At 39.8% G+C, this 23,606-nt stretch carries 21 protein-coding genes; 12 read left to right on the forward strand and 9 right to left on the reverse strand.

The features are described from left to right. Positions 1-16 precede the first annotated feature (16 nt). Together HS960_RS17855 and HS960_RS17860 are read right to left on the reverse strand one after the other, a co-directional pair. Positions 17-2,128, reverse strand: coding sequence for a type IA DNA topoisomerase (locus HS960_RS17855; RefSeq protein ID WP_153848136.1), 2,112 nt, complete (start codon positions 2,126-2,128; stop codon positions 17-19). Positions 2,129-2,239: 111 nt separating this feature from the next. Continuing rightward, entirely contained in the window at positions 2,240-3,598 is a 1,359-nt protein-coding gene (locus HS960_RS17860; RefSeq protein WP_153848137.1) for a deoxyguanosinetriphosphate triphosphohydrolase, read from the reverse strand. Positions 3,599-3,848: 250 nt separating this feature from the next. Here HS960_RS17860 and HS960_RS17865 point away from each other — a divergent pair, with 250 nt between their 5' ends. Continuing rightward, complete coding sequence (locus tag HS960_RS17865) at positions 3,849-4,907, forward strand: aldose epimerase family protein (protein WP_153848138.1); 1,059 nt, start codon at positions 3,849-3,851, stop codon at positions 4,905-4,907. Between the two features lie 84 nt (positions 4,908-4,991). Here the strand turns inward: HS960_RS17865 and argH are convergent, their stop codons facing one another. Then, positions 4,992-6,323 carry an argininosuccinate lyase gene (gene argH, locus HS960_RS17870; protein WP_075990928.1) on the reverse strand — a complete coding sequence of 444 codons (1,332 nt, stop codon included), beginning with the start codon at positions 6,321-6,323 and terminating at the stop codon, positions 4,992-4,994. 672 nt (positions 6,324-6,995) lie between these two features. Between argH and rbfA the strand changes: the two genes are divergently transcribed. From rbfA to HS960_RS17890, 4 genes are read left to right on the forward strand one after another with little or no spacing between them, the layout of a single operon-like run. Further along, positions 6,996-7,367, forward strand: coding sequence for a 30S ribosome-binding factor RbfA (gene rbfA / locus HS960_RS17875; RefSeq protein WP_088160129.1), 372 nt, complete (start codon positions 6,996-6,998; stop codon positions 7,365-7,367). Between the two features lie 29 nt (positions 7,368-7,396). Next, on the forward strand, positions 7,397-8,044 hold the full coding sequence (gene aat / locus HS960_RS17880; protein WP_153848140.1) for a leucyl/phenylalanyl-tRNA--protein transferase: 648 nt from the start codon (positions 7,397-7,399) through the stop codon (positions 8,042-8,044). Continuing rightward, on the forward strand, positions 8,037-9,125 hold the full coding sequence (locus tag HS960_RS17885) for an aminotransferase class V-fold PLP-dependent enzyme (RefSeq protein WP_182330279.1): 1,089 nt from the start codon (positions 8,037-8,039) through the stop codon (positions 9,123-9,125). Before aat ends, HS960_RS17885 begins: the two co-directional genes overlap by 8 nt. Before the next feature lie 2 nt (positions 9,126-9,127). Further along, positions 9,128-9,778, forward strand: a complete 651-nt coding sequence (locus HS960_RS17890; protein WP_153848142.1) for a hypothetical protein — start codon at positions 9,128-9,130, stop codon at positions 9,776-9,778. A gap of 50 nt (positions 9,779-9,828) precedes the next feature. Here the strand turns inward: HS960_RS17890 and HS960_RS17895 are convergent, their stop codons facing one another. After that, positions 9,829-10,227, reverse strand: a complete 399-nt coding sequence (locus HS960_RS17895) for a hypothetical protein (RefSeq protein ID WP_153848143.1) — start codon at positions 10,225-10,227, stop codon at positions 9,829-9,831. Positions 10,228-10,447: 220 nt separating this feature from the next. On the opposite strand from HS960_RS17895, the gene HS960_RS17900 reads away from it, so the two are divergent. The 5 genes from HS960_RS17900 (at position 10,448) to hemL (ending at position 17,081) form a co-directional block, all read left to right on the forward strand. Then, positions 10,448-11,287, forward strand: coding sequence for a flagellar basal body-associated FliL family protein (locus HS960_RS17900; protein WP_182330281.1), 840 nt, complete (start codon positions 10,448-10,450; stop codon positions 11,285-11,287). 219 nt (positions 11,288-11,506) lie between these two features. Next, the gene (gene hemA, locus HS960_RS17905) at positions 11,507-12,748 is read left to right on the forward strand and encodes a glutamyl-tRNA reductase (protein ID WP_153848145.1); all 1,242 of its coding nucleotides are present in this window, start codon (positions 11,507-11,509) and stop codon (positions 12,746-12,748) included. Between the two features lie 358 nt (positions 12,749-13,106). Next, positions 13,107-14,693 (forward strand): hydroxymethylbilane synthase, encoded by a 1,587-nt coding sequence (gene hemC / locus HS960_RS17910; RefSeq protein ID WP_159731359.1) that lies wholly within the window; start codon positions 13,107-13,109, stop codon positions 14,691-14,693. 90 nt (positions 14,694-14,783) lie between these two features. Beyond that, complete coding sequence (gene hemB, locus HS960_RS17915) at positions 14,784-15,767, forward strand: porphobilinogen synthase (protein WP_120333168.1); 984 nt, start codon at positions 14,784-14,786, stop codon at positions 15,765-15,767. A 3-nt stretch (positions 15,768-15,770) separates the two neighbouring features. Beyond that, positions 15,771-17,081, forward strand: coding sequence for a glutamate-1-semialdehyde 2,1-aminomutase (gene hemL / locus HS960_RS17920; protein WP_182330282.1), 1,311 nt, complete (start codon positions 15,771-15,773; stop codon positions 17,079-17,081). A gap of 93 nt (positions 17,082-17,174) precedes the next feature. On the opposite strand, the gene HS960_RS17925 is transcribed toward hemL, so the two are convergent. Genes HS960_RS17925 through HS960_RS17940 form a run of 4 tightly spaced genes read right to left on the reverse strand, consistent with a single transcriptional unit; the run spans position 17,175 to position 19,501 of the window. Continuing rightward, on the reverse strand, positions 17,175-17,720 hold the full coding sequence (locus HS960_RS17925; RefSeq protein WP_182330284.1) for a DUF4252 domain-containing protein: 546 nt from the start codon (positions 17,718-17,720) through the stop codon (positions 17,175-17,177). A gap of 6 nt (positions 17,721-17,726) precedes the next feature. Then, positions 17,727-18,248 (reverse strand): DUF4252 domain-containing protein, encoded by a 522-nt coding sequence (locus HS960_RS17930; protein ID WP_120333165.1) that lies wholly within the window; start codon positions 18,246-18,248, stop codon positions 17,727-17,729. A gap of 6 nt (positions 18,249-18,254) precedes the next feature. Next, a complete protein-coding gene (locus HS960_RS17935) occupies positions 18,255-18,944 on the reverse strand; it encodes a hypothetical protein (RefSeq protein ID WP_182330286.1) in 690 nt (229 codons plus the stop codon). Between the two features lie 41 nt (positions 18,945-18,985). Continuing rightward, positions 18,986-19,501, reverse strand: coding sequence for an RNA polymerase sigma factor (locus HS960_RS17940; protein WP_182330287.1), 516 nt, complete (start codon positions 19,499-19,501; stop codon positions 18,986-18,988). A 272-nt stretch (positions 19,502-19,773) separates the two neighbouring features. On the opposite strand from HS960_RS17940, the gene HS960_RS17945 reads away from it, so the two are divergent. Further along, positions 19,774-20,610, forward strand: coding sequence for a hypothetical protein (locus tag HS960_RS17945; protein WP_182330289.1), 837 nt, complete (start codon positions 19,774-19,776; stop codon positions 20,608-20,610). A gap of 105 nt (positions 20,611-20,715) precedes the next feature. On the opposite strand, the gene HS960_RS17950 is transcribed toward HS960_RS17945, so the two are convergent. After that, a complete protein-coding gene (locus tag HS960_RS17950; protein WP_182330292.1) occupies positions 20,716-22,008 on the reverse strand; it encodes a DUF3472 domain-containing protein in 1,293 nt (430 codons plus the stop codon). Positions 22,009-22,437: 429 nt separating this feature from the next. On the opposite strand from HS960_RS17950, the gene HS960_RS17955 reads away from it, so the two are divergent. Beyond that, positions 22,438-23,592, forward strand: a complete 1,155-nt coding sequence (locus HS960_RS17955; RefSeq protein WP_182330295.1) for a sensor histidine kinase — start codon at positions 22,438-22,440, stop codon at positions 23,590-23,592. Positions 23,593-23,606 lie beyond the last annotated feature (14 nt).

Genomic DNA, 23,606 nt, shown 5'->3' on the forward strand with positions numbered 1-23,606 from the left:
ACGTGGGGTAAACCATTTATCCCACGTTAACCTTGAAATTTTCAAATACAAGCGGCGCAGTGACAATGGCGCCCTCGTTATTTTTTACGCCTTTAAACTCGGAGGTTTTTCCTTTCTCCAATAGGTTCTTCATCTCTTTTTCGTCCAGAAAGATACCATTTAATGTCCGCCAGATCTTAAAATCACATCCACGGGCATAATGGTCGCACTGGGCTACTTTATCGTAGAGCAAAATCAATCCCTTCTCACATTTCGGACATTTTATCTTTCCTTTTTGTTGAGGTTTAACTTCCTCTTGTGCGAGAGAAATCCGCAGTGTCAACAATTCTTTTGTGATTTTGGCCGTATAGTCCTTAATATGTTTCATAAAAACATCATAAGACACTTTATTGGCCCGCATTTCCTCCAGCTTCTGCTCCCATTTACCGGTCAAAGTTACTTTGGCAATGGAACGATCTTTTACAAGATTGTATACCGCAAGCCCCTTTTCCGTTGGAATCAGTTTTTTCTTGTCGCGCTTAATATAATCACGTTGAAAAAGTGTTTCGATGGTTGCAGCACGCGTAGCAGGTGTACCAAGTCCACAGTCCTTCATGGCCTGTCGCATCTCATCGTCTTCAATTTCCTTTCCCGAGGTTTCCATGGCCTTCAATAACGAAGCTTCGGTATGTATGGGTCTTGCTTTGGTAAAACGTTCGGCAAGTTCGAGGGTCAGAACCTGCAATAATTCCTCGGCTAACAGCTTCGGTAATTGCGCATTTTCATTATCCTGATCGTCATTGTTTTTATCTTCATCAGGCGCTTCGATCTGCTCCGCGGAAAGGCGCCAGCCGTACTGCTTGATCACAGTACCTTTGGCGATAAGTTCAACTCCCTGCGCATCAATTGTCACGGTGGTAATATCTTTTATACAAACTTCCGAGAAACTTTCCACCATACGCTTGGCAATCATATTGTAAACGTTCTGTTGCTCTTTGAGCATGGGCCCCGGTTTTTCATCCGTCACCAACAAAGCGTGGTGATCTGTTACCTTTTTGTCATCGACAGAACGTTTGTTCAATTTTGCACCGATCAGGTTTTTTGCAATCGACGCGATGGATTCATCTGCGGTATCTGCTAAATGTTGAAAAAGTGCGCCAATTTCTTCAAAAACATCCTCACCGATGTAACGGGAACCCGTACGCGGATAAGTGATGACCTTCTTTTCGTAAAGTGTTTGTGCGATATTCAGTGTCTGATCTGCCGAATAACCATATTTTTTATTTGCATCCTGTTGCAGCGATGTCAAATCAAACAGCAAGGGCGGCTGCTCTTTTGTTTCTTTGGCTTCCACCTTTGCCACACGGGCATTGGAACCAACGGTCAATCGCGCAATGGTTTGCTCGGCAACATCTTTTTTATCGATCTTATTGGAGGTTGCCTTAAAACTGATATTGTCTTTTTCAAACCCAGCCTGAATTTTATAAAATGCCTGGGGTTTAAAGTCTTTGTTTTCCAGATAGCGCGAACAGATCATGGCCAAAGTTGGTGTCTGTACGCGACCCAAAGAAAGTAATCCTTTATTCCCCGCCGCCAAGGTGATGGCCTGCGTCGCATTGATACCGATGAGCCAGTCCGATTCCGAACGTGAGCGGGCAGACATGTATAGACTATCATATTCCGTACCTGCTTTCAAATTGGCAAATCCTTCTTTAATGGCCTTATCTGTTTGGCTCGATATCCAAAGGCGTTTAAAAGGCACTTTAGAACCCAAAAAATAATATATATTACGAAAGATCAATTCACCCTCACGTCCAGCATCGGTAGCCACAATGATTTCTTCGGCCTGTTCCAAAAGGGATTTTATGGTGTTGAGTTGCTTAACTGCTCCGGTATCGTCCATCTGCTTGCCATCACGCTTCACCTTCTTCGACTCCAGCTTAAATGTTGGTGGAATGATCGGCAAGTTCGAGATTGTCCACGAATTGTATCCATAAGCCTGTGGCGTACAGAGTTGAACCAAATGACCAAAAGCATACGTAAAAGCGTAGCCATTGCCGGCGATATAACCGTCTTTGACTTCCTTCGCCCCCATCACTCGAGCTAGATCACGCGCCACGGAGGGCTTTTCAGCAATTACAACCTTCATTTTAGATATGAGATGTTAGATTTTAGATCCGAGACTTTAGGATAATACCTCCTGGTATTACAGCTAGTCTCAATTTAATATTGATGTTTTACCCCTTTACCTTAAACGTCCCTATTCTATTGATGGTATCGTTATTCCCTGGATCTTACGATAAAGTTCAATGGCATAAACATCGGTCATTCCGGAAACAAAGTCTAAAACACAGCGAATTTTCGAATACGAATCTTGTTTTTCCGTATAAAATTGTGCTGGAATTAAAGCGACTAGTTTCTTATCGTAATTATTTTTGTTCTTCTTAAGATACGCCGGAACAAACTCTTTTAATAATGCATCCATCACCCGGTAACCGGCAATTTCAATCTGAACAACTGTTGGAGCGTTGTAGATTTTTGCGATGGAAATTTTAGAAATTTTGTTCATCTGCGTGACAATCTCCTCATCAAGGGCGTCCATCAAAGCTGATCCGAAAGTTCCCGATAAAAACTTGTCCTGTTCCCGGACAAAGACATCAACACACCCCTTAATCAAGGTATTGATCGCTTTGGCACGCAACAATGCTACGCGGCTCGGGGTATCCAGCAATCCATCGAGCCTGTCACGAAGATTCTCTTTACCACATAGCGGCAATAGTAATTCTTCCACTTCTTGATAGGACAATATTTTAAGATGATGAGCATCTTCCAAGTCAATAATATTGTAACAGATATCATCTGCAGCCTCCACGAGATAAACCAAGGGATGTCTCAGATAGCCCTTTGGATTAGAGGGATCTTTTAATAGTCCCAATTCATTGGCAACCTTCTCAAACGCCTTTTGTTCTTCGGTAAAAAAACCATATTTCTTGCGGTGATGGTTCTTCTTAAGGTGGCCATCAATTGCCAGACAGGGGTATTTTACAATGGAAGCCAGGGAAGTATAGGTCAATGCAAAACCTTTGGGATCCTTGCCCTGGAAGGCATGCGTCAGAATCCGTAGGGCATTTGCATTTCCTTCAAAGTGGGTCAGATCTGCCCATTCTTCGGCCGTGACCTGCTCTTGGTATTTACGTCCATCTCCATCCGTGAAATACGTGGATATGGCGGATTCACCCGAGTGACCAAAGGCAGGGTTGCCCAGGTCATGTGAAAGACATGCCGCCGAGATAATATTTCCGACTTCTTGCAGAAAAGGGTAATCATTATCCAGGTTTGGGTTTTCCTCTTTCAGCTGCGCATAAAACATACGCCCCAAAGAACGTCCCACACTGGCAACTTCTAAACTATGTGTCAATCTATTATGCACGAATACAGCGCCAGGAAGTGGAAAAACCTGCGTCTTATTCTGTAATCTCCGAAATGGGGATGAAAAGATCAAACGATCATAATCCCGTTGAAATTCCGACCGGGCCACAAGGTAACTATCTACGCTCCGATCTTCGTAACCCCAGCGCTTTGCAGAGAGCAAATCTTTCCAATTCATTTTTTCAGACATAGCGCAAACTTAGATAAATTTGCCTTCAAATACAATTATAATCATAGGATACAGATTTAGGAATTACCCGAATGACTGTCCGCATATCGCTATATTTTACTCCTGTTATTCACCTATCAAGGAGTCATTTTTGCAACAGTATCTATGATTGTATTTCAAAATGACAAATTTTACAAACAGCTGTTATCAAAGTCATTTTTATACTGGTTATATTCTGTATCTTTAACCTAAATACCAATAGGGATCCATCATGACGAAATATCAAACACTTATTCCAAAATATTTTGAAGGTACAATCGAAGGCAAAAACACGCATTTGCTCTTATTAAAAAACGAAGGAGGCATGCAAGTCCTCTTAACGGATTACGGTGCTCGTATTGTCAGTATTTTGGTACCTGATAACAAGGGAAATTTAGTGGATGTAGCACTGGGCTTCGATTCAATTCAGGCCTATCTCGATTCTGATGAGAAATACCATGGATGCACAGCGGGGCGTTTTGCCAATCGCATTGCTGATGGCAAATTTGAGCTCAACGGAAAACACTATACGCTTCCGCAAAATAACGGAAATAATTGTCTTCATGGTGGCATTTCGGGCTTTCATGATAAGGTTTGGGACAGAAGGGTAACTTACCAATCGCACGTCGAATTTTATTATGTTTCCCCAGATGGTGAAGAGGGCTTTCCAGGAAACTTAAAAGTTATGGTTTCTTATACCCTGACCAGAAATAACGAGATCATTATCAAATATCATGCGCAATCGGATGCCGATACGCACGTCAACTTGACCAATCATACGTACTTCAATCTGGATGGGGAAGGCAGTGGCGACGTATTGCAGCAGATCCTTCAGATCAACTCAGATGAGGTCTTATTTGTAGACGACAACCAGATACCAAATGCAATAGTACCTGTGGAAGGCACCGCCTTCGACTTCCGCATACCCAAACCTATTGTCCAAGATATTACGGCAAATAACGAACAATTGATCGCTGCCAAAGGCTATGACCATTGTTATGTCAACAACCTGCCTATTTCGCAGCCTTGTGCAACAGTCTATTCAAAAAACACAGGCATTCAGCTGGATGTATTTACAACGGAGCCGGGTGTACAGCTCTATACAGCAAACTGGATGACGGGAAATGATTTTGGCAAAAGAGGTTATAAATATCTACCTTATGCCGGATTCTGTCTGGAAACACAGCATTTTCCGGATACACCCAATCAAGCAGAATTTCCTTCAACCCTGTTAAAAGCGGGCGAATCGTTCGACTCCGAGACACATTTTAAGTTCTCTATAAAAAAATAAGAAAAGAAAACGGCCGATAAGCACATGCTTACCGGCCGTTTTTTGTTGATGTGCTGTTTCCTTTGTAGGGTCACAGCACATTTTTTATTTTAAAAGATCATCCAATGCTGATTCGACTTTTTCAAAACCAAAAGTGGCTTTGACCTCTCCGAACATACGTTGAATCTGATCATTGCATAGATTTCCAATGCTTCCTTCGTGGGTATGGTTTACCTCTTTTGATGGCTTGAAACGCCCTTCATCAATATCAATGCCGATAGTCCTGTAGGCCTCCCGGAAAGGAACCCCTTTCAGGACCTCATTGTTCACGACTTCAACAGAGAACAAGTAATCGTATTTTGGATCGTCCAGGATATTTTCTTTAACGGAAATGTTTTCCAACATGAAAGTTGCTATTTCAAGACATTCATTGAGCGATTTAAAAGCCGGGAATAAATTTTCCTTTAACAATTGAAGATCTCTATGGTAACCAGATGGCAGGTTGGTAGTCATCAACGCAATTTCATTTGGCAATGCCTGTATCTTGTTACAGCGTGAACGGATCAACTCAAAGACATCTGGATTCTTTTTATGCGGCATGATGCTCGATCCCGTAGTTAAATGTGCTGGAAAGGAGATAAAGCCAAAATTTTGATTAATATACAGACATACGTCCATTGCAAATTTAGCCAATGTCGCCGCGATGGAACTCATGCCCTGTGCCAAGATACGTTCGGTCTTACCTCTCCCCATCTGTGCATAAACCACATTGTAATTTAGGTCTTCAAATCCCAGCAATTGCGTCGTCATCGTTCTATTTAATGGAAAAGATGATCCATAGCCTGCAGCAGATCCTAAAGGATTCTTATTACAAACCTTCCAGGCTGCACGCATCATCTCCAGATCATCAACAAGGCTTTCTGCGTAAGCACCAAACCATAATCCAAACGATGAAGGCATAGCAATCTGCAAGTGCGTGTATCCAGGAATCAAAATATGCTTATATCGCTCGCTGAGTTGGATCAATTCATTAAAAAGAGCTTCCGTATTCTGGATGATATGCTGAATCTCTGAGCGGAAGTATAATTTTAGATCGACCAAAACCTGGTCATTACGGGATCTGCCGGAGTGAATTTTCTTACCTGCCTCTCCAATACGCTGTGTAAGCAGCATTTCAACCTGTGAATGCACATCTTCTACCGAGTCCTCAATACGAAAGTCACCGGCTAAAATTTCTTTATAGATATTTTTCAGTTCTTTTTGTACAAGCACTAGATCCTCATCGGTCATCAGATTTATGCTATTCAACATGCGTGTATGGGCCAATGAACCCAAAACATCCGCAGCAGCAAGTTGCAGGTCCATTACGCGGTCATTGCCCACCGTAAACGATTCTACAAAAGAATCGACATCTATATTTTTTTGCCAGATTTTCATTCGTATAATTTCTTTTTGATCCTGTTATTATCAAAAGCCTTTGGTCGGTTTAGGGTTGATTGAAGCTCCTGATAATTCTATCACATACAATTTTTACAAAAATACCAATTGCAAATGGTTATATCAATGCAAAGATTGCATACATTTTGCTCGGACAATTTGATGAAAAACAAAAAATCGGGTGAAAAAAAAGTGCCGTTACAAAAAAAATTAAATGTTAAAAGTTTGTTAAATCGCGATAAACACACATTATAAGTAACCACTCACTTTATTTTTAAAAGTTATTTTGTCAGTTTTTTAAGTATTCCTATGTTTGTAGTGTAAGGGAGATGAAAAAATAGAAGATGGTAAGGTTAGTAAATACTTACCGCTTTAAATACACCGAAATTTCAAACCAAATATGATAGACCCCAAAGTCTTAAAACTTGAAAGAAATTACCTAACCAATTGTGAATCGAAATTTAAAGGCACGTCAAACCAAGATGTGCCTTTTTTCTTGTGCTGCTTATTTTAGTGTTTTCAAAGCTGTAATCCGTTCGCTACCAATCGATGGTTTATTGTATATTTTTTGTCAAGTAAGCGGCAAGAGGTCGAACCAAATTTCTCTTTTAATTGAAATTTTGGCTATTTTTGTTTGACATAATTGAGAATATTCAACATAAAACGTATACGATGGGAACAGAAAGCAAGAGACAGCAACGTTTTGCTGGGGTGATTCAACAGGATTTAGCAGCATTATTTCAACGCGAAGGTAATTCATGGGCTCCTGGAGCATTTATTACGGTTACACGGGTTCGTGTTACGCCGGATTTAGCAATTGCCCGCGTTTACGTGAGCTTTTTAAACACAAAAACGGCACAGGAGGATATTAAGGCCATTCGTTCCAAAACATCTGAAATACGCTACAAATTGGGTGCAAAAATTAAGAACCAGGTAAAGATTGTTCCTCAATTGGAGTTCTTCCTCGATGATACCAACGAATATGTTGAACACATGGATAAACTATTTGAAGAAATAGGCAAAGAACCGCGTCAACCAGAATAATGCCATCTATCGCAGCATGTTAAATAACCATGGTATTTGAACTGGATACTAAAAGGCTGGAGTTTCCACACCCAAGCTATGCAGAAGAAGATGGTTTACTCGCCGTAGGTGGAGATCTTTCGGTAGATCGTTTGCTACTGGCCTATAGTAACGGAATTTTCCCGTGGTTCAGCGATGATAGCCCAATACTTTGGTATGCCCCAAACCCCCGATTTGTGATCGATCCGTCCAAGATAAAGATCAGCAAGAGCATGACGAATGTTCTCCGGAAAAAAACATTTTCCTTATCGATAGACCGCAGCTTTAAAGAAGTCATTCAGCTTTGCGCGACTATGAATAGAAAAGATCAGACTGGAACCTGGATAACACAGGACATGATTGAAGCATACAGTAAACTTGCTGAGCTAGGTTATGCACATTCGGTGGAAGTTTGGCAAGATAGTATACTGGTTGGGGGGCTTTATGGTGTGTTAATCAATGGCGTCTTTTGTGGCGAAAGCATGTTTTCAAAAGTCGCCAACGCTTCGAAAGCGGCCCTGATTTATCTCGCCCAAGAAATTGAACTTCGGTTAATTGATTGCCAATTTCACACGGATCATTTGGAAAGCATGGGCGGAGAATACCTCTCCTTGACAGATTATTTAGCAATACTAACAAAAGACCAAAGACATGAGTAGTCCCTATCGTAAACATTTTGACATCGCTTCAGCGGTAACTTACCTCACCACACCAGGATCCGGCTTACTTTCACGTGAAACAAAGGCCTGGCGTGCAAAAAGAGACCAAGATTTCTTTGACTCGAATACCACCTTACGCGAACAGCAAGGCGCAACTTTAGACGCCTGTCGGGATACACTCGGTAAATTTTTCAATTGCCCTTCCCAAAATGTCTTCTTATCAAGTTGTTTTTCCTTTGCCTTCAATGCGCTATTGGCAGGTTTACCAAAACAAACTAAGGTTTTATTACTGAATAATGATTATCCTTCCGTTAATTTTCCGACGATATTAAGTGGTTTTGAACACCAATTTGTCACGATGGACGAACAACTGGAAACGAACTTATTGGACACAATAGCAACATTCAAACCAGATGTCCTTATCCTTTCTATTGTTCAATATATTTCGGGGTTAAAAATAGATCTATCCTTCATACAGGAATTAAAGCATCAGCATCCCGAGTTGTTGATTGTAGGCGACGGCACCCAATATTTAGGGACGGATCTTTTTGATTTCGCACTTTCGGGCTTTGACGCCGTATTATCAAGTGGATACAAATGGCTTATGGCAGGCTTTGGTAATGGTTTTGTTCTCCTAAGCGAAAGGCTCAAAGCGACGCTTTATGCGGATATCCAAAAAAATTACAGCTTCCTCAACAATCAATGGATGAATAAATCTGTGGTACAACTCTGTTTTGAACCAGGGCATTTGGACACCCTGTCCCACGGAACTCTACAGCAGTCTCTTCTTCAATTGGAGGAATGGGGATTTGCCGAAACAGTGGCCTATACCCAAAAATTGATCGAAGATGTCCGCGCTGAACTTGCCGACAGAAAACTGTTATTGGACAGCATCATCAATAGACGTCCGCAGAGCAATATTTTCAATATTCAGATCAACCCCGACTATTATCAAACTCTCCTGGATGAGGGTATAAAATGCTTTCCCCGAGGTTCGGGCATCCGTGTCGGATTTCATTTGTACAATGATCACTCGGATCTTGAAAAGCTACTATATATTATTGACACAAAAGTAAAGTAAACATGAAATTTAGAATAGGCGACTTAGTACGGTTTGTCGATGAACCCATTGAAGGGCATATCACATCCATGCAGCCCAACGATATTGTAGGCGTTACAGACGACACTGGTTTTGAGATTCCGGTGCCAATGGATAAAATCACCCTTGTCTTCGGTAATATGCGTCGCGCAGATGATGAACTTGACCAGCATGCGACACCACTGACACCACATCGATTTATCGAAAAAGGAATACTTTTGGCAATCTCGGGAGATCACAAAGATGGACTTGCCAAATTACATATCATCAATGAAACCAGCTTTGAGCTCCTGGTATCCGTATCTGAAGCGACAGCGAATAAAGTGAAAGGTATTTTCAGCAATAAGATACCGCCGCACGACTCTATGCAGTTTTATACAGGCAACTTTGCAAATGTTGGGAAATGGCCTGCCTTCCGTTTTCAGATCATACGGCATAGCGGCAGTTTGCAGGAACTGACCTCACCAATCAACAGGGAACAACGTGTACGTCCTGTAGATCTTACTAATCCAAAAGTCCTTAACGAAATTTTGGATGAAAAAATATGGTCCTACGAACTGGATAAGATTGAAGAGGATTTAGGACTGGACAAGCTGAAAAGTCATTTCGTACCGCATCGTCCAAACAAAAAATAAGCTAGATGAATTTCATCTAGCTTATTTTTTGTTTGGCAAACGGCTTTATTTTATTCAGCTGTTGCAGAAACCTTCTTGGTACTCAACAATAACAGTAAGATTCCAATCAAATAGACAATCCAGCCCCAGCGCATGTGTAAGGATTTAGAAAGCAATTTATCGGCAAATCCCCAACCGAAATAGTTATTGATCTTGAACCAGACCGCTGTTATACTCAACAGGTACCAACAGGCGGCTAATCGAGTCATCCATTGATAAGCTCGAACTGCACGAACAAAAAATAAAAGGGCCGTCACCCCCAGAATAAGTAATGTAATAAAGAATAAATAGGCATCTACCTGATATAAATTCCAATTTCCTTTAATAGGCACTTTTAAGAACGGCGTCATGCTGGACAAAAAAGAAATGACTAGTCCAACGATGGCAAAGTATTTTTTGATAATAATCATGATTCAAATTCCTTTAAAACTGCTACGAATATAAGTTGAATATTGACACATATATAACTTGTATTTCACTTTTTGAAAAATTATTCTATTTTTAAGCGCAATTAACGCTTAGAACAAATAAAAAACAAGGATAATCAAAAGACCATCAATCATTTATAGCCTTTTTTTACTTGTTTAAAAGAGATGAGTATAATTTTTAGCATTAAGCCGAATAATAAACATGAAAAGAGAAGTTGAAGAAATCGCTGCGGAACAACCTGCACAACCAAATAAAAAGAAAAGGGTATATATCATTATTGGCGTCGTCCTATTGGTTATCCTAGCGGGTGGCGGATATTACAATTATAGCCAGCGACAAGCTTTCGACGGCTTGCAGGTAGATAGCGCCGCTACGGCTGCCGTCGGATTTGACAATGCCGATCCCAAAGACTTGGAAGATGCTGATGGCTGGAGTTCATTAGAAAACTATCAACACTGGAATAATGCAATCTTCACTCTTCCGGAATATGACAACATCCCATTACGCTATAGAAGGGGGATTACAAAGATATTTATGGGTAATAACTACCTAGAACCTGTAGATGATAAACCTATATACAAGTTTACTCGGATAAAAGATCGGGCTAAATCTGTTTTCTGCTATGGAAACTTTACCGATCGCAACGATTCTGACAGTTGGAATAAAGAAATGGCTTTCCTAGTAGAAAAGAACGACTACCAGAGCAGTGCCATCTGGATTATATCGGCAAAAGGCGATATTTTATTCTGGAAGGAATATTCAAGCGAACTGCCACTCATCAACAGCTTCAAAAAGGGACAGAAAATTTTTATGGATGAGATGAAGTTAGTGCCCGCTCCTGCCGATGGAATTATTGTCAAGAATAAAAACTCCAAGTACGCATTGATTTACAATAAAAGCAGCAAGACCTTCGACAGCTATTACCAATATAGCGATAGTGAAATTCAAGAAGCTACTACTTCTGAAGAGGAGCCTTATGTGGAAGAATTGGAAGATGTCACCATCGACTCTGCAAGAACAAATACGGGTACTAAAGAGTAGTTTATCGTATTTTATAGCTTAAAATTTTCGTCACGACAGATCGTGACGAAAATCACTTAGCACCGAACCACAACATAATAAACTATAATACAATAACTTAAATAAAAAAAACAGCTATTTAAAATCTTTCTAAATTAATCCCTTTGACAGATTTTTGACACAAGCACAAAGCTTTTAAGCTACATTTGTACCGTTAAATATAAGCGAGGGATTAGAGCTTTGAAAAATCTTAAAGTATTAGCGTTTACTCATAAACATGTCGAACTAAAAGATCTAGGTAATCTAGTGATCTGCAATGAGGATTTAGAAAGTCGTCTCATCAATCTAAAGCATAGCCTAGACATTCCGGAGATCTTTTATATTGGTACTTGTAACCGAGTAGAGTTTGTATTTTATGGTGCTCACGAATTGACCCATGAATTCATTGCTGATTTTATGGGAAAATTGAACTTCTGTGTACCTCAGGAAAGACTACAATGTTATTTAGGACAGGTCAACAAATACGAGGGTATGGATGCTTTAAATCACCTGCTTCGGATGTCATGTTCACTTGAAAGTCTTGTTGTTGGTGAAAAAGAAATTTTGGCACAGGTACGTCGCGCATATGATCGTTGTAGAGAAGCCGGTTTTACTGGAGATTTTCTACGTCTGATGATGGATCGTCTCGTAAAAACAGCTAAAGAAGTATACACCTATACTAAAATTTCCAGAAACCCAATTTCCGTTGTCTCTCTTGCCTACCGCAAATTGCGCGAACTAAAACTGGTTGAAAACCCTAGAATCATCATCATCGGTTCTGGAGAAACCAATCAGAATTTAGCGAAATATTTCCAAAAGAACCAAAAAGCGAAGTTCGTTATTTTCAACCGCACACTGGAGAATGCAAAGGCCCTAGCTGAAGAATTAAATGCTGAAGCTTACCCCTTGGCTGATATTGATCAGTACAAAGAAGGTTTTGATATTCTGATTACTTGTACAGGTGCGCCTACCTCCATTATTGACAACACACTTTATCAATCGTTATTAAACGGAGAGACTGATAAGAAAATTATCATTGACTTAGCCGTTCCGAATGATGTTGATGCTGAAGTTCTCCAAAATAATCTGATTCATTATATCGAAGTAAGCAGCTTACAAGCTATTGCGGAGAAAAACATCCAAGAGCGTTATAATGAATTGGAGAGTGCCGAAAAGATTATCCAGGACAATATCCAAGAATTTTTACCTTTAATCAAACAGCGACGTGTAGAAGTTGCTATGCGTGAGGTTCCTGAAAAGATTAAAGAAATTAAATCATTCGCTCTAAATGAGGTTTTTGCCCAAGAGGTTCAAGCCCTAACTCCCGAAGCGAGAGAAGTTTTGGAAAAAGTCATCAACTATATGGAAAAGAAATACATTAAGGTTCCAATGGTTATGGCGAAAGAAATTTTGGTTAAAACTCCAGAAACGGAAAAAAACTAACATTAAACTTGCTCTTGGAGCAGTGATTTCCTTTTACTTTTAATTATTACCCTAGGTTTTGTACTAAGGTTATTCTGCTCGCTGAATGTGCTCTGCTCACATCCCATGAAGCTACCCTTTGACTGTTTCCCATAAATTTCGGTTTATCAATTATTTCCTGACATATAATGACAGTAACGTGTCAACATATTCCTTTCATTTATTTATTTTTGCTCTGATAAATGGTATTAAACACATTTTTCCGAAATTGTTCATTTTCCGGGGCTCAATTGAATTAAAACACATTCTGTGCTAGTTGAATACGTAGCTACCGGTGGAACATCTTTGTGATTGTTTTAATAGGTAAAGTAAAATTAACGTGAATAGAAAACTAATTATTGGTACCCGGGGAAGCGTTCTTGCCATGTGGCAGGCAAATTTTGTAAAAGATCGATTGGCAGAAATCGGAATTGAAGCAGAATTAAAAGTCATTAAAACACAGGGTGATATCATTCAACACCTTCGTTTGGATAAATTAGAAGGCAAAGGATTTTTCACCAAAGAGCTTGAAGAGGAGCTTTTAAGCGGGACCATTGATTTAGCTGTACACTCACACAAAGATTTACCTACGGTCAACCCTCCGGGATTGATCATTGCAGCGGTTTCTGAGCGCGAAGATCCAGCTGAATTATTGATTATCCACAAAGATTGCGTAGATATCAAAAAACGTCTTTCATTAAAGCACAATGCGACTGTTGGAACGTCATCCAACCGTAGAAAAGCGCAGATCTCGGCATTACGTCCTGATCTAGAATTTGACGATCTCCGTGGTAATTTGCAGACAAGAATCCAGAAACTACGTGATGAGCAATATGATGCCATAGTACTTGCAAAGGCAGGTATTAGCCGTATTGAAATGGATATTACAGATTTTCATGTCGAGGAGATTCCTCCCGTTGAAATTATCCCGGCACCAGCGCAAGGGGTACTTGCTATTCAGATCCGTGAAGTTGACAAGGAACTTTTTGACGCTTTACAGCCCTTGAACAATGAAGAAGTAGCACAAACAATCTCCGTAGAACGTTTGGTATTAAATAAATTTGACGCAGGATGTCATGCGCCACTTGGCTGTTATTGCCGCAAAAGCGGTGATGAATATGAAGCTTGGGCCTCTATTGCTGAAACAAGTGAAGATTTCCCTGACCGTGTTTACCTTAGAGATACCGATGCGACACGTTTAGCGGAGCGCATTTTCAATAAGTATGCAAAGGATAGAAAGCTGCCACAATCTGTATTTATCTCCCGAGAGGTAGACGAAAATTCCTATTTCGCAAGAGCAATGGCCAAACACAATATTACTATTGAGGGCCGCTCTTTGATCAAAATATTCCCTATTATCAATAAATTGGATCCTTTTATCCTAAAACACGTTGATTGGATTATATTTTCAAGCAAAAATGGTATTGAGCACTTTTTCAATTTAGAGCCTCGTTTGAGCAAAAAGACCAAGATAGGTGTCATTGGCCGCGGCTCGGAAGAGATTTTGCGTAAATATGACCGCGTTGCTGATTTCTCTGGCGACAGTGAGGGTATCAATATGGATGAAATTGCGAAGAAATTTGCTGAATTGGCCAATGGTGGTACCGTCCTTATTCCACGTGCGAAAGAATCTTTGGAAACGATCCAAAAAGCATTAAGCCCGGAGACGAAAATCATCAATATACCGGTATACGAAACTGTCTTAGAAGAAAATGTAGATCCATCCAATGCGGAGGTATTGGTCTTTACCAGTCCAAGCAATGTGGAAGCTTATTTTGCGGATAATTTATTGGAACCGGGCCAGAAAGTAATTTGTATTGGCCGCTCTACCGGTGCAAAGTTTGATGAGATGAATGTCCCTTATACACTTCCTTATTCTCCAGATGAGATCGGTCTTTCCGAAGCCGTTTTTGGATTGGAGTATTAGAATCGTATAAAGTAGTTTGTATTTCAACGTCGGTAAATGATTCCATTGACGTTGAAATAAACAACATAGATCATAAATAATCTTAATATAATGTTACAACGTCCGAGAAGAAATCGTAAATCTGCCGTGATTCGCGACATGATTCAAGAGACACGTTTAGACGCGTCAAATTTGATTTTCCCACTTTTTATCGTCGATGGGCAAAATCAAAAAACTGAGGTTAAATCGATGCCTGGCATCTATCGCTATTCAATAGACAATCTATTGAAAGAAGTGGAAAGTTGCCTAAAGTTGGGCTTACGCTCATTTGATCTTTTCCCTAACATTGAAGAGTCCTTAAAAGACAAGTATGCTACAGAAAGCTACCGTGATGGAAGTTTATACTTACGTGCGATTGCAGCCGTAAAGAAAAATTTTCCGGAAGCTTGTATCGTAACGGATGTTGCTATGGACCCTTACAGCAGTGATGGGCACGATGGAATTGTCGAAAACGGTGAGATCCTAAACGATGAGACATTAGACGTATTGGGCAAGATGGCTTTGGCACATGCGCAATCAGGTGCAGATATCATTGCTCCCTCAGATATGATGGATGGCCGCATCGGTTACATCCGTGAGCTATTGGACCATAATGGTTTTACAAACGTTTCTTTGATGTCCTATACAGCAAAATATGCTTCGGCCTATTATGGTCCTTTTAGAGATGCCTTAGGCTCGGCGCCCAAGCATGGTGATAAAAAGACCTACCAGATGAATCCTGCCAATGCAAAAGAGGCGCTTATCGAAGCACAGCTCGATGCACAAGAAGGAGCAGATTTTCTGATGGTAAAACCAGGACTTCCCTACTTAGATATCGTTAAACTTCTTGCAGACAACTTCGATCTGCCAATTGCGGTGTATAATGTCAGCGGAGAATATGCGATGTTAAAGGCGGCTATTCAAAACGGCTGGTTGGACGAACGTGTCATTCTAGAAACGTTATTGAGCTTCAGACGTGCTGGCGCTACAGCAATCTTATCCTACCACTCCAAAGAAGTATTGGAGAAAGGTTTTATTTCGCATTCAACTATTTAGACTATGCAAGCACCTGATATTTCAAGAGCAAAATCTGCTGAGCTATTTGAAAAAGCAAAACAATATTTCCCTGGAGGTGTAAACTCACCTGTTAGGGCCTTCAAATCCGTATATGGTACCCCATTATTTATTGAGCGTGGCGATAAGGCACATCTTTGGGATGCGGACGGGAATGAATTCATCGATTTTTGTTGTTCATGGGGTCCCCTAATTTTAGGGCACAATAATGATCAAGTTCGTGAAGCTGTAGCGGCACAACTCGGGAAAGGCTTAAGTTTTGGCGCTCCTACTGCGTTGGAGAACCAACTGGCTGAGTTGATTATCGAAAACAATAGATTTATTGAAAAAATTCGCTTTGTCAGTTCTGGAACCGAGGCTGTAATGTCTGCTATCCGTTTGGCTAGAGGCTATACGAAACGTGATAAGATCATCAAATTTGATGGCTGTTATCATGGCCACTCCGATTCTCTTTTGGTGAAAGCGGGTTCTGGCCTGGTAACCTTTGGTGAGACATCCTCGGCGGGTGTACCTAAAGCATTTGCAGACGAAACCATTGTTATCCAATTAAATGATAAGCAAGCTTTAGAAGCTGCTTTTGCAGAATTTAAAGATCAGATTGCGGCAGTTATCATTGAGGGTATACCTGCAAACAATGGTTTATTGTTGCAATCTAAGGAGTATGTTCACTTCTTACGTAATATCACCAAAGAACATGGTGCAATGTTGATTATGGATGAAGTGATCACAGGATTCCGTATTGGTTTTGAAGGTGCTTCAGCTTACTATGATATACAACCTGATATTATTACCTACGGTAAAATTATTGGCGGCGGAATGCCTGTCGGTGCTTATGGAGCCTCAAAAGAATTGATGGCCTGTATATCTCCTGATGGTGCAGTTTACCAAGCAGGAACTTTATCCGGAAATCCAGTTGCTATGGCTGCCGGCATTGCTGCATTGGGTATCTTGGCTCAAAAGGATTTCTACACAAATTTAAATGCCAAAACAGAAGCTTTCGTCAATGATATGCGTACTTATATTGCTGAGAAGGGGTATAAAGTTCAACTTTTCCATGTTGCTTCTATTTTTTGGTTTGCATTCACTGAACAGCAAGAAATTAAAAAAGCGAGTGAAATCGATCCTAAATCGATGGAATCTTATAAAATTATGCACCGCGAGTTGTTAAATCGCGGCGTTTATTTTGGTCCTTCAGGCTATGAAGTAGGTTTTGTTTCTGATGCACATACAACGGCGGATCTTGACCAGGCAAAAAAACATATTTTCGATGCTTTGGACATTGTCTTTAGCGCATAAAAATCAAACTACTATAAAAAGAGCCCTCTAGTATATTACTAAAGGGCTTTTTTTATGGGTTAGTGGAAGTTTCGGTTTGAATCAACGTACTTATTAAAGTTTGTTTGCCAACTTCTTATCTTTGGATTTCATCTTATTTAATCCGGCGATAAGTTCATCCAACGAAAACTTACCTTTGATATCCATAAATACACTTTCATCTTCATCATCATGGACCAGTAAAGAAACCCGCTGAATGACATTATTCTTATCAATACGAGCATTTAGCGAAATTTCCTGGCCATCGGTGTTAATAACCAGAAGTTCCTCAAATTTATTTTTCTTTAAAAACTTATGGTAATCGTCCAAAATACGCGCATTCTTTGTTTTATCATTATTCGAAAGCGTCAGCATTCTGAACTTCTTTAATTTCTTTACAATTTCGGCCATTGCACGAGTATCTTCATCGTTATCATCCTTTAAGGCTTTTTTCATAAAGGGTTTTGTTAACCACATCGGTAAATTAATAGCAACAATCTCAGCATCGTCAGATACATTAGACCGGCTGACGAAGTCCATATTGGACGCTTTTTTTATCATACAAGATTGCATGGAGAAAAGAACGCCCACTAGGCACAACAAGGTTAGTAATCTTTTCATAATTTTCTACTTTTTGTTGTTATCTCCTTTGTTCTTATTCACTTTATTATTCCCTTCATTGACCAAGCTAGTCACATCTTTCAACGGTATAGCCCCGTCAAGAATCATAAATAGGTTTTGCCCATCTCCATTGATTGTAAGTAACAGATTGTTTAGGATATCAGCATTTGCGGACATATTTTCCACCATGAAGCGGATATCTTGCCCATCACTGTTGAGAGACATAAGCTCTTCATACTTTAAATTTGACACTGCTCCCCGAATAATACCTGTTAAGGCTTTATCTTCTCCATCCTCAACAATCAGCATCCGCAACGATTTAACATTCTTAAGTAGTGGTGTAATTGTCTGCATATCCTCATCGTCTATTTTCAAATTACCCAATAGTTTGAACATCGGCGCCCCGATTTTGAGTGTTGTCACGCCTTTCTTTCCTTGGTATTGTTCAAAAAGTTTATCCAACTTTGAAATTTGTGCATTTGCCATACTTGCTACAAGTAGAAGGCAAGCTATTAAAAAACCTTTCATTTTATTTTAGTTAATCGTTATTGACATTTGTTTTATATTCATTGCTTTATCTACACCATTTTCCAAATTATTTGCCAGTAAGCCTAAAGATTTTAGGGTCAGTTCAACAGCTTCCTGTTCGTTCGCTACAGGTTTCCCATTCAAAACAACATAATCTGCCTGATAGAGTTCACTTTCGACTGACTGCAGACTTTCAGCAACTATTTCCTTCTTTTCAGTCCATTCCTTAGCTTGTTTTTTAACTTTAGGATGTTTGACCGTTTCTGCGATCTGTAACGTCTTACCGCTTTTCACCGAACGGAAGCTATCATTAGAGTTAGGAACTACTGTTTCTTTATTTTGATCTTCGATCAGCTTCTTGTCCGCGGATTTTAGCTCCTTCATTTTCTTTTCAGCAAGTACCGGTACTCGAGTTGTTGGTTCCTGATTTAGGAATAGCGCAATTCCAATAGCCATTACCAACATGGCTGTTGCAGCATATTTTATCCAGCTATTATTCCACCACACAATTCGTTTCTTATCATCATTGATCTCACTTTGGAAGTCCTCAAAGGACCAGTCCATTGTCTCGTTCTTTTCCTGATTCAATGATTGAAAAAAAGCATTGTCCGAGTTTTTCAATGCTCTTTCTTCCTCTAATGACGACTGGCCATTAAAGTACTTCTCTTCCAATTCTTTTAATTTCTTATCTTTCATCACTGTATATCTTATTTTCAAAGAAGATGAAACAATCGGGTTTATTTTTTACCTGAATAAATCCGCGTGGTTTCATAATCGAATAATCTTGTCAATTGTTCTTTTACCTTCTGTCTTGCACGCATCAAATTAACTCTCACTGCTGACTCCCCCATCTCCAATACTTCACCGATTTCATCGATGTCATAATCCTCAACATCGCGCAGGTGCATAACAAGCCGTTGTTTTTCGGGAAGAGAATTGATCATCTCCAGAATAATTTCTTTTGTATTCCCAACAGTATGTTCCGTCATCGCAACAACCTGATGCTGTTCAACAAAATCTGCCCGGACCTTATCTCTTTTTATACGATTGAGTGCTTCATTTTTCACACTCTGCATGCAGAAGGCTTCCATATTTTTGTATTGAAGCAACTGATCTTTTAATTGCCACAACCGCATCATCACATTTTGTACCGCATCGAAAGCCTCGTCATCATCAACCAAGATCCGTTTCGCAAAGCGAAATAGCTTATCCTTATGGATGAAAACGGTATTTTTAAATTGCTCTTGATTCATGTTATCGTCAATATTGAGACTTACTCTATTTTAATTTTTAATCGGCTTATGCTCCATCTCAATATCACCCGTGCCTTTTATATAATCAAGACATTTCAGCATATCGATTTATTACATCTAATATGACTATTTTTTTAAAAATATTTAATTCACTGTGTATTACTCTTCAATGAGTAGCCCAAACGGCCTATTTTTAACCTTATTACAAACAAAATAGGAACATAGACTGTTACTTAAGATGCTGAATGATTAAAAAATTAAACAAAAAAATTATGAAGTATTACAGAATTACAGGTATTACTGCTGCAGTAGCACTCATGGTAGGCGCTATTGGGTGTAACAACTCTTCTACGAAAAGTACAGGTGGAGCTGACTCAAGCAGCAGTATCGACACAAATACTGCACAAAAAATGGACTCTATCACCGTTAGTCCTATTGCAGACTCGAAAGAATTTCCTGGAGCTGATCTGCAGATCGCCTCGATCACTGCAGAAAAGGTAGGAACAGACTCCGCAAAAGTAACTGTAAAATATGCGATTAAGAATTTCAAATTGACTGAGATGACCGATGATGCCCATGCTGCCCATATGGCAAATTCGCATGATGGACAACATATTCATTTTATTTTAGACAATAAACCTTACACGGCTCTTTACAAGCCCGAGAACTCCGTAACAGTACCGTTAAATTCGGAACATTACCTGCTCTCATTTTTATCAAGATCCTATCATGAATCCATAAAAACCACTGAAGCTTCTAAATTGGTAAAATTTAAGATTGATGCAACAGGTAAATTGACGACAGATGCAACACCAAAGGAACCATCACTTTTCTATTCGCGACCTAAAGGTGAGTATAAAGGAGATGAAACAAAAAATTTACTGTTAGATTTTTACGTAGTCAATACCAAACTTGCTCCAGACGGCAACAAAGTAATTGCAGATATTAATGGCCAGACATTTACATTAGACAAATGGGGCCCATATGAGATAAAAGGCCTGCCAATGGGCAACAATAAAGTAAAATTGACCCTAGTAGATAAGGATGGTAATGCTGTTACCGGAGATAATGTTTCGGTAGAACGTGATATCAAACTGTCTGAAAAATAAATTGAGGGCTGTACTAAACATAAAAGAGTCGCATTTCAATGCGACTCTTTTATGTTTAGGATAAACTTTGAGCGACAATAAGATATTGTCTTTATTCTTTTTTGATTAAGGCAGTTTGTCAAAATCAATTTGCGGTGCACTGTTTTTATTCCGGAATTCAAACTTACTTCCTGGCTTAACAACGTCATTAAAGAAACCACCATTTCTAAGGAAGTATCCGTTTTTGGTAACGCCGCCGATTGCATCAATGCGTTGATTTGCACGATAGGTATTATCGACACTGAAAGAAGCCTCCTGTACAGCTTTCCATTGTCCATCATAGACCCATTGATTGCCAAACCCAACCTTTCTACCCAGGTAGCCTTGATTAGGACTAAAGTTCTCCAAGAAACTATGGAATCGTTTGAGGTAGGTATTTGTCTGTGGACGTTTGAAGCTTGCGATCACATTCCATGCATTCTCTTCGGGTACAAAAAACCAAGCCGTATAATCAGTATTCCCTTTTCCATCGGGCACGCCTTTCAAGAGAAACTTATAGGTTACACCTGCTTTCCAAAAGTACTTACGGTAACTCTGTCCGCCTGACCCTTCATTTCCAAACTCACCCGAATGCACATCCTTTCCTTTTTTTAGTAGATGGATTTTTTGCTCATCTGGAATACTTTTCGGATCATCTGTGTGGAATGGACTCCATACGGAAAATAAGATACGTCGCTCGGTTTCTGAATTAACCTGTATACCAAAGTAGCCTTCGCCAAAACCATTCGCCATAAAATAGGAACCAACTTTATCTTCACCTTGAGGGACGGTTACTTCGTTATAATAGTAACTAACGTTACCCTCCGTAGGAACAGTATAATTTAGATGACAAGAAGGGCCTCTTCTGGACCAATAGTAATACTCAGGATCATTGGAAAATAGAAGACCTCCCGAAGCCGCTTCGCCGCTCACAAGCAATTCGGTTACATTGGCAAAATTGCTTCCCGATTTACTTAAGCCTTTTAAATTAACCTGAACGTAACCGGGCGATTTTACATCAATGGACAGAGGCGCTGTTTCCGACAGCTCAGTACTTTCCACATTCACGATCGCCTTTTTTCCTAAAGCGTCTACTGCTATTTTGGATTTTCCAGCATCGTTTTTTGCCTTCAGTTTCAAAGTCAATTTCCCCGCCTTTTGAGCCCTAAAATAAACCGATACCACTTCCTGATCGCTTGACCATTTTACAAGGCCATTACGACCGGAAATTTCCGCTTCACCAGCTTGTCCTGCGGTAATGAAAGCATTCCCAGCAAGTGGTACGGCATAAGTCTTCCCTACTGTCTGCGCTATACTGCTTATCGAAAGACAGGATAAAGCTCCCATAAAGAGATACTGGATAAAGTGTTTTCTTTTCATACTTTATTTTTTTTATCAATTTATATATCAAACCTAGGCTAGCTATACTACCTGTGGTTATTAATGCTTGCCATGAATTCGAGATGCTGCTATACTCGAATACTTCACGAAACCAAACTCCTTTAGCTCTGCTGAAACTCAATTTATCAGCTATCTTTCTGTTGCACTTTACTATTGAATAAAGATGGTATCGGTTTGTGAAACTGGATTATTTGATGAAGATAAGGCTTAGATTTACAGAAAAAGAAAGGAAATGTATATCAATCGATTGTGTAAAAAAACAGCAATAATTGACCACCATTCCTTTCCATTTAAATGAACTATTATAAAATGAGATGTATATTTTAACATTTTAAAAATACGGTCTAATCTTTTTGCGTATTTTTAGGATCAGAGTCGCCATTAATAAAAGCTAAAATAGCAAGCTCCATGGACAAATCTGCTGATAGCACATCAAAACGTATCTTAGGACAAAAACAAATCTCCATATTGATCCATGGACTCGCCTGGCTTATTTTCTTATCCTTTCCAGTACTATTTTTTAACAACGGTCAATTGGAAATTAAGGAAATACTTTTTGCACCAGCATTTTGGATTTTTACAGGCTGTTTTTTAATCCTATTCTATGTCAATGCTTACCTGCTAATTCCTTATGCGATAAGAAAACGAAAATTTATCCGTTACGGAATCTCCATTATTTTGACAGGCTTGTTACTAGCCTGTTATCTTCAGCCCTTCGATCGCTTGATGCATATTGGACGTCAGCAATTACCTACCCCTGGAGAAAGAGAATTTTCGCCTAGGCATCACCCTGATTTTCCACCGCCGCCATCTGCTAGGCATTTCCCAGACCGAGGTCCGGGGCAGACCCCGGGACAACGGCCACAACCCATCGATATTGCTTCCGTGTATATTTTCCTGTTAACCATTAGCCTTGCCGCGCTCTATAGAATCGTAACCTACTGGATGGAAACCCAGCAAAAGATGCAATTGGTCGAACAAGACCGGATGAAGGCCGAACTATCCTTCTTAAAAGCCCAGGTCCACCCCCACTTTTTGTTCAACACCTTAAATAATATTTATGCATTAGCATTGACCAACGATGATGCCGTCGCGAGTAGTATTCATCGTCTTTCGCAATTAATGCGTTATTATATGGATGAACGGCATAGTGATACGATTGACATCAAGATCGAAATTCAGGCTATACAAGATTTTATCAATCTCCAAAAGCTACGCACTGGCCCAAATTGTTCGATCAGTGAACACTATGCGGGGCTCGAACACGCCAAAACGATACACGCATTTGTGCTGCTTCCGTTTGTTGAAAATGCGTTCAAATATGGATTAAGCACCATAGAGCCCTGCCAATTAAGTTTTGAGGTCATTCTAACGCCAACATCCTGTGTATTAAATGTAAAGAATAGCATAGCTACACAGTCAACCGAACAACACCGCACAGGAACAGGTCTCAAAAATGTCAAACGTCTATTGGAACATTTTTATGTCGACAGACATTGCCTGACTATCCAGCAGCAAGATCACTCATTTTTTGTTCAGCTTATCCTTTACATTTCTCCATAAATTGTTTTTATATT

The sequence above is a fragment of the Sphingobacterium paramultivorum genome, assembly GCF_014109745.1.
GTDB lineage: Bacteria > Bacteroidota > Bacteroidia > Sphingobacteriales > Sphingobacteriaceae > Sphingobacterium > Sphingobacterium paramultivorum.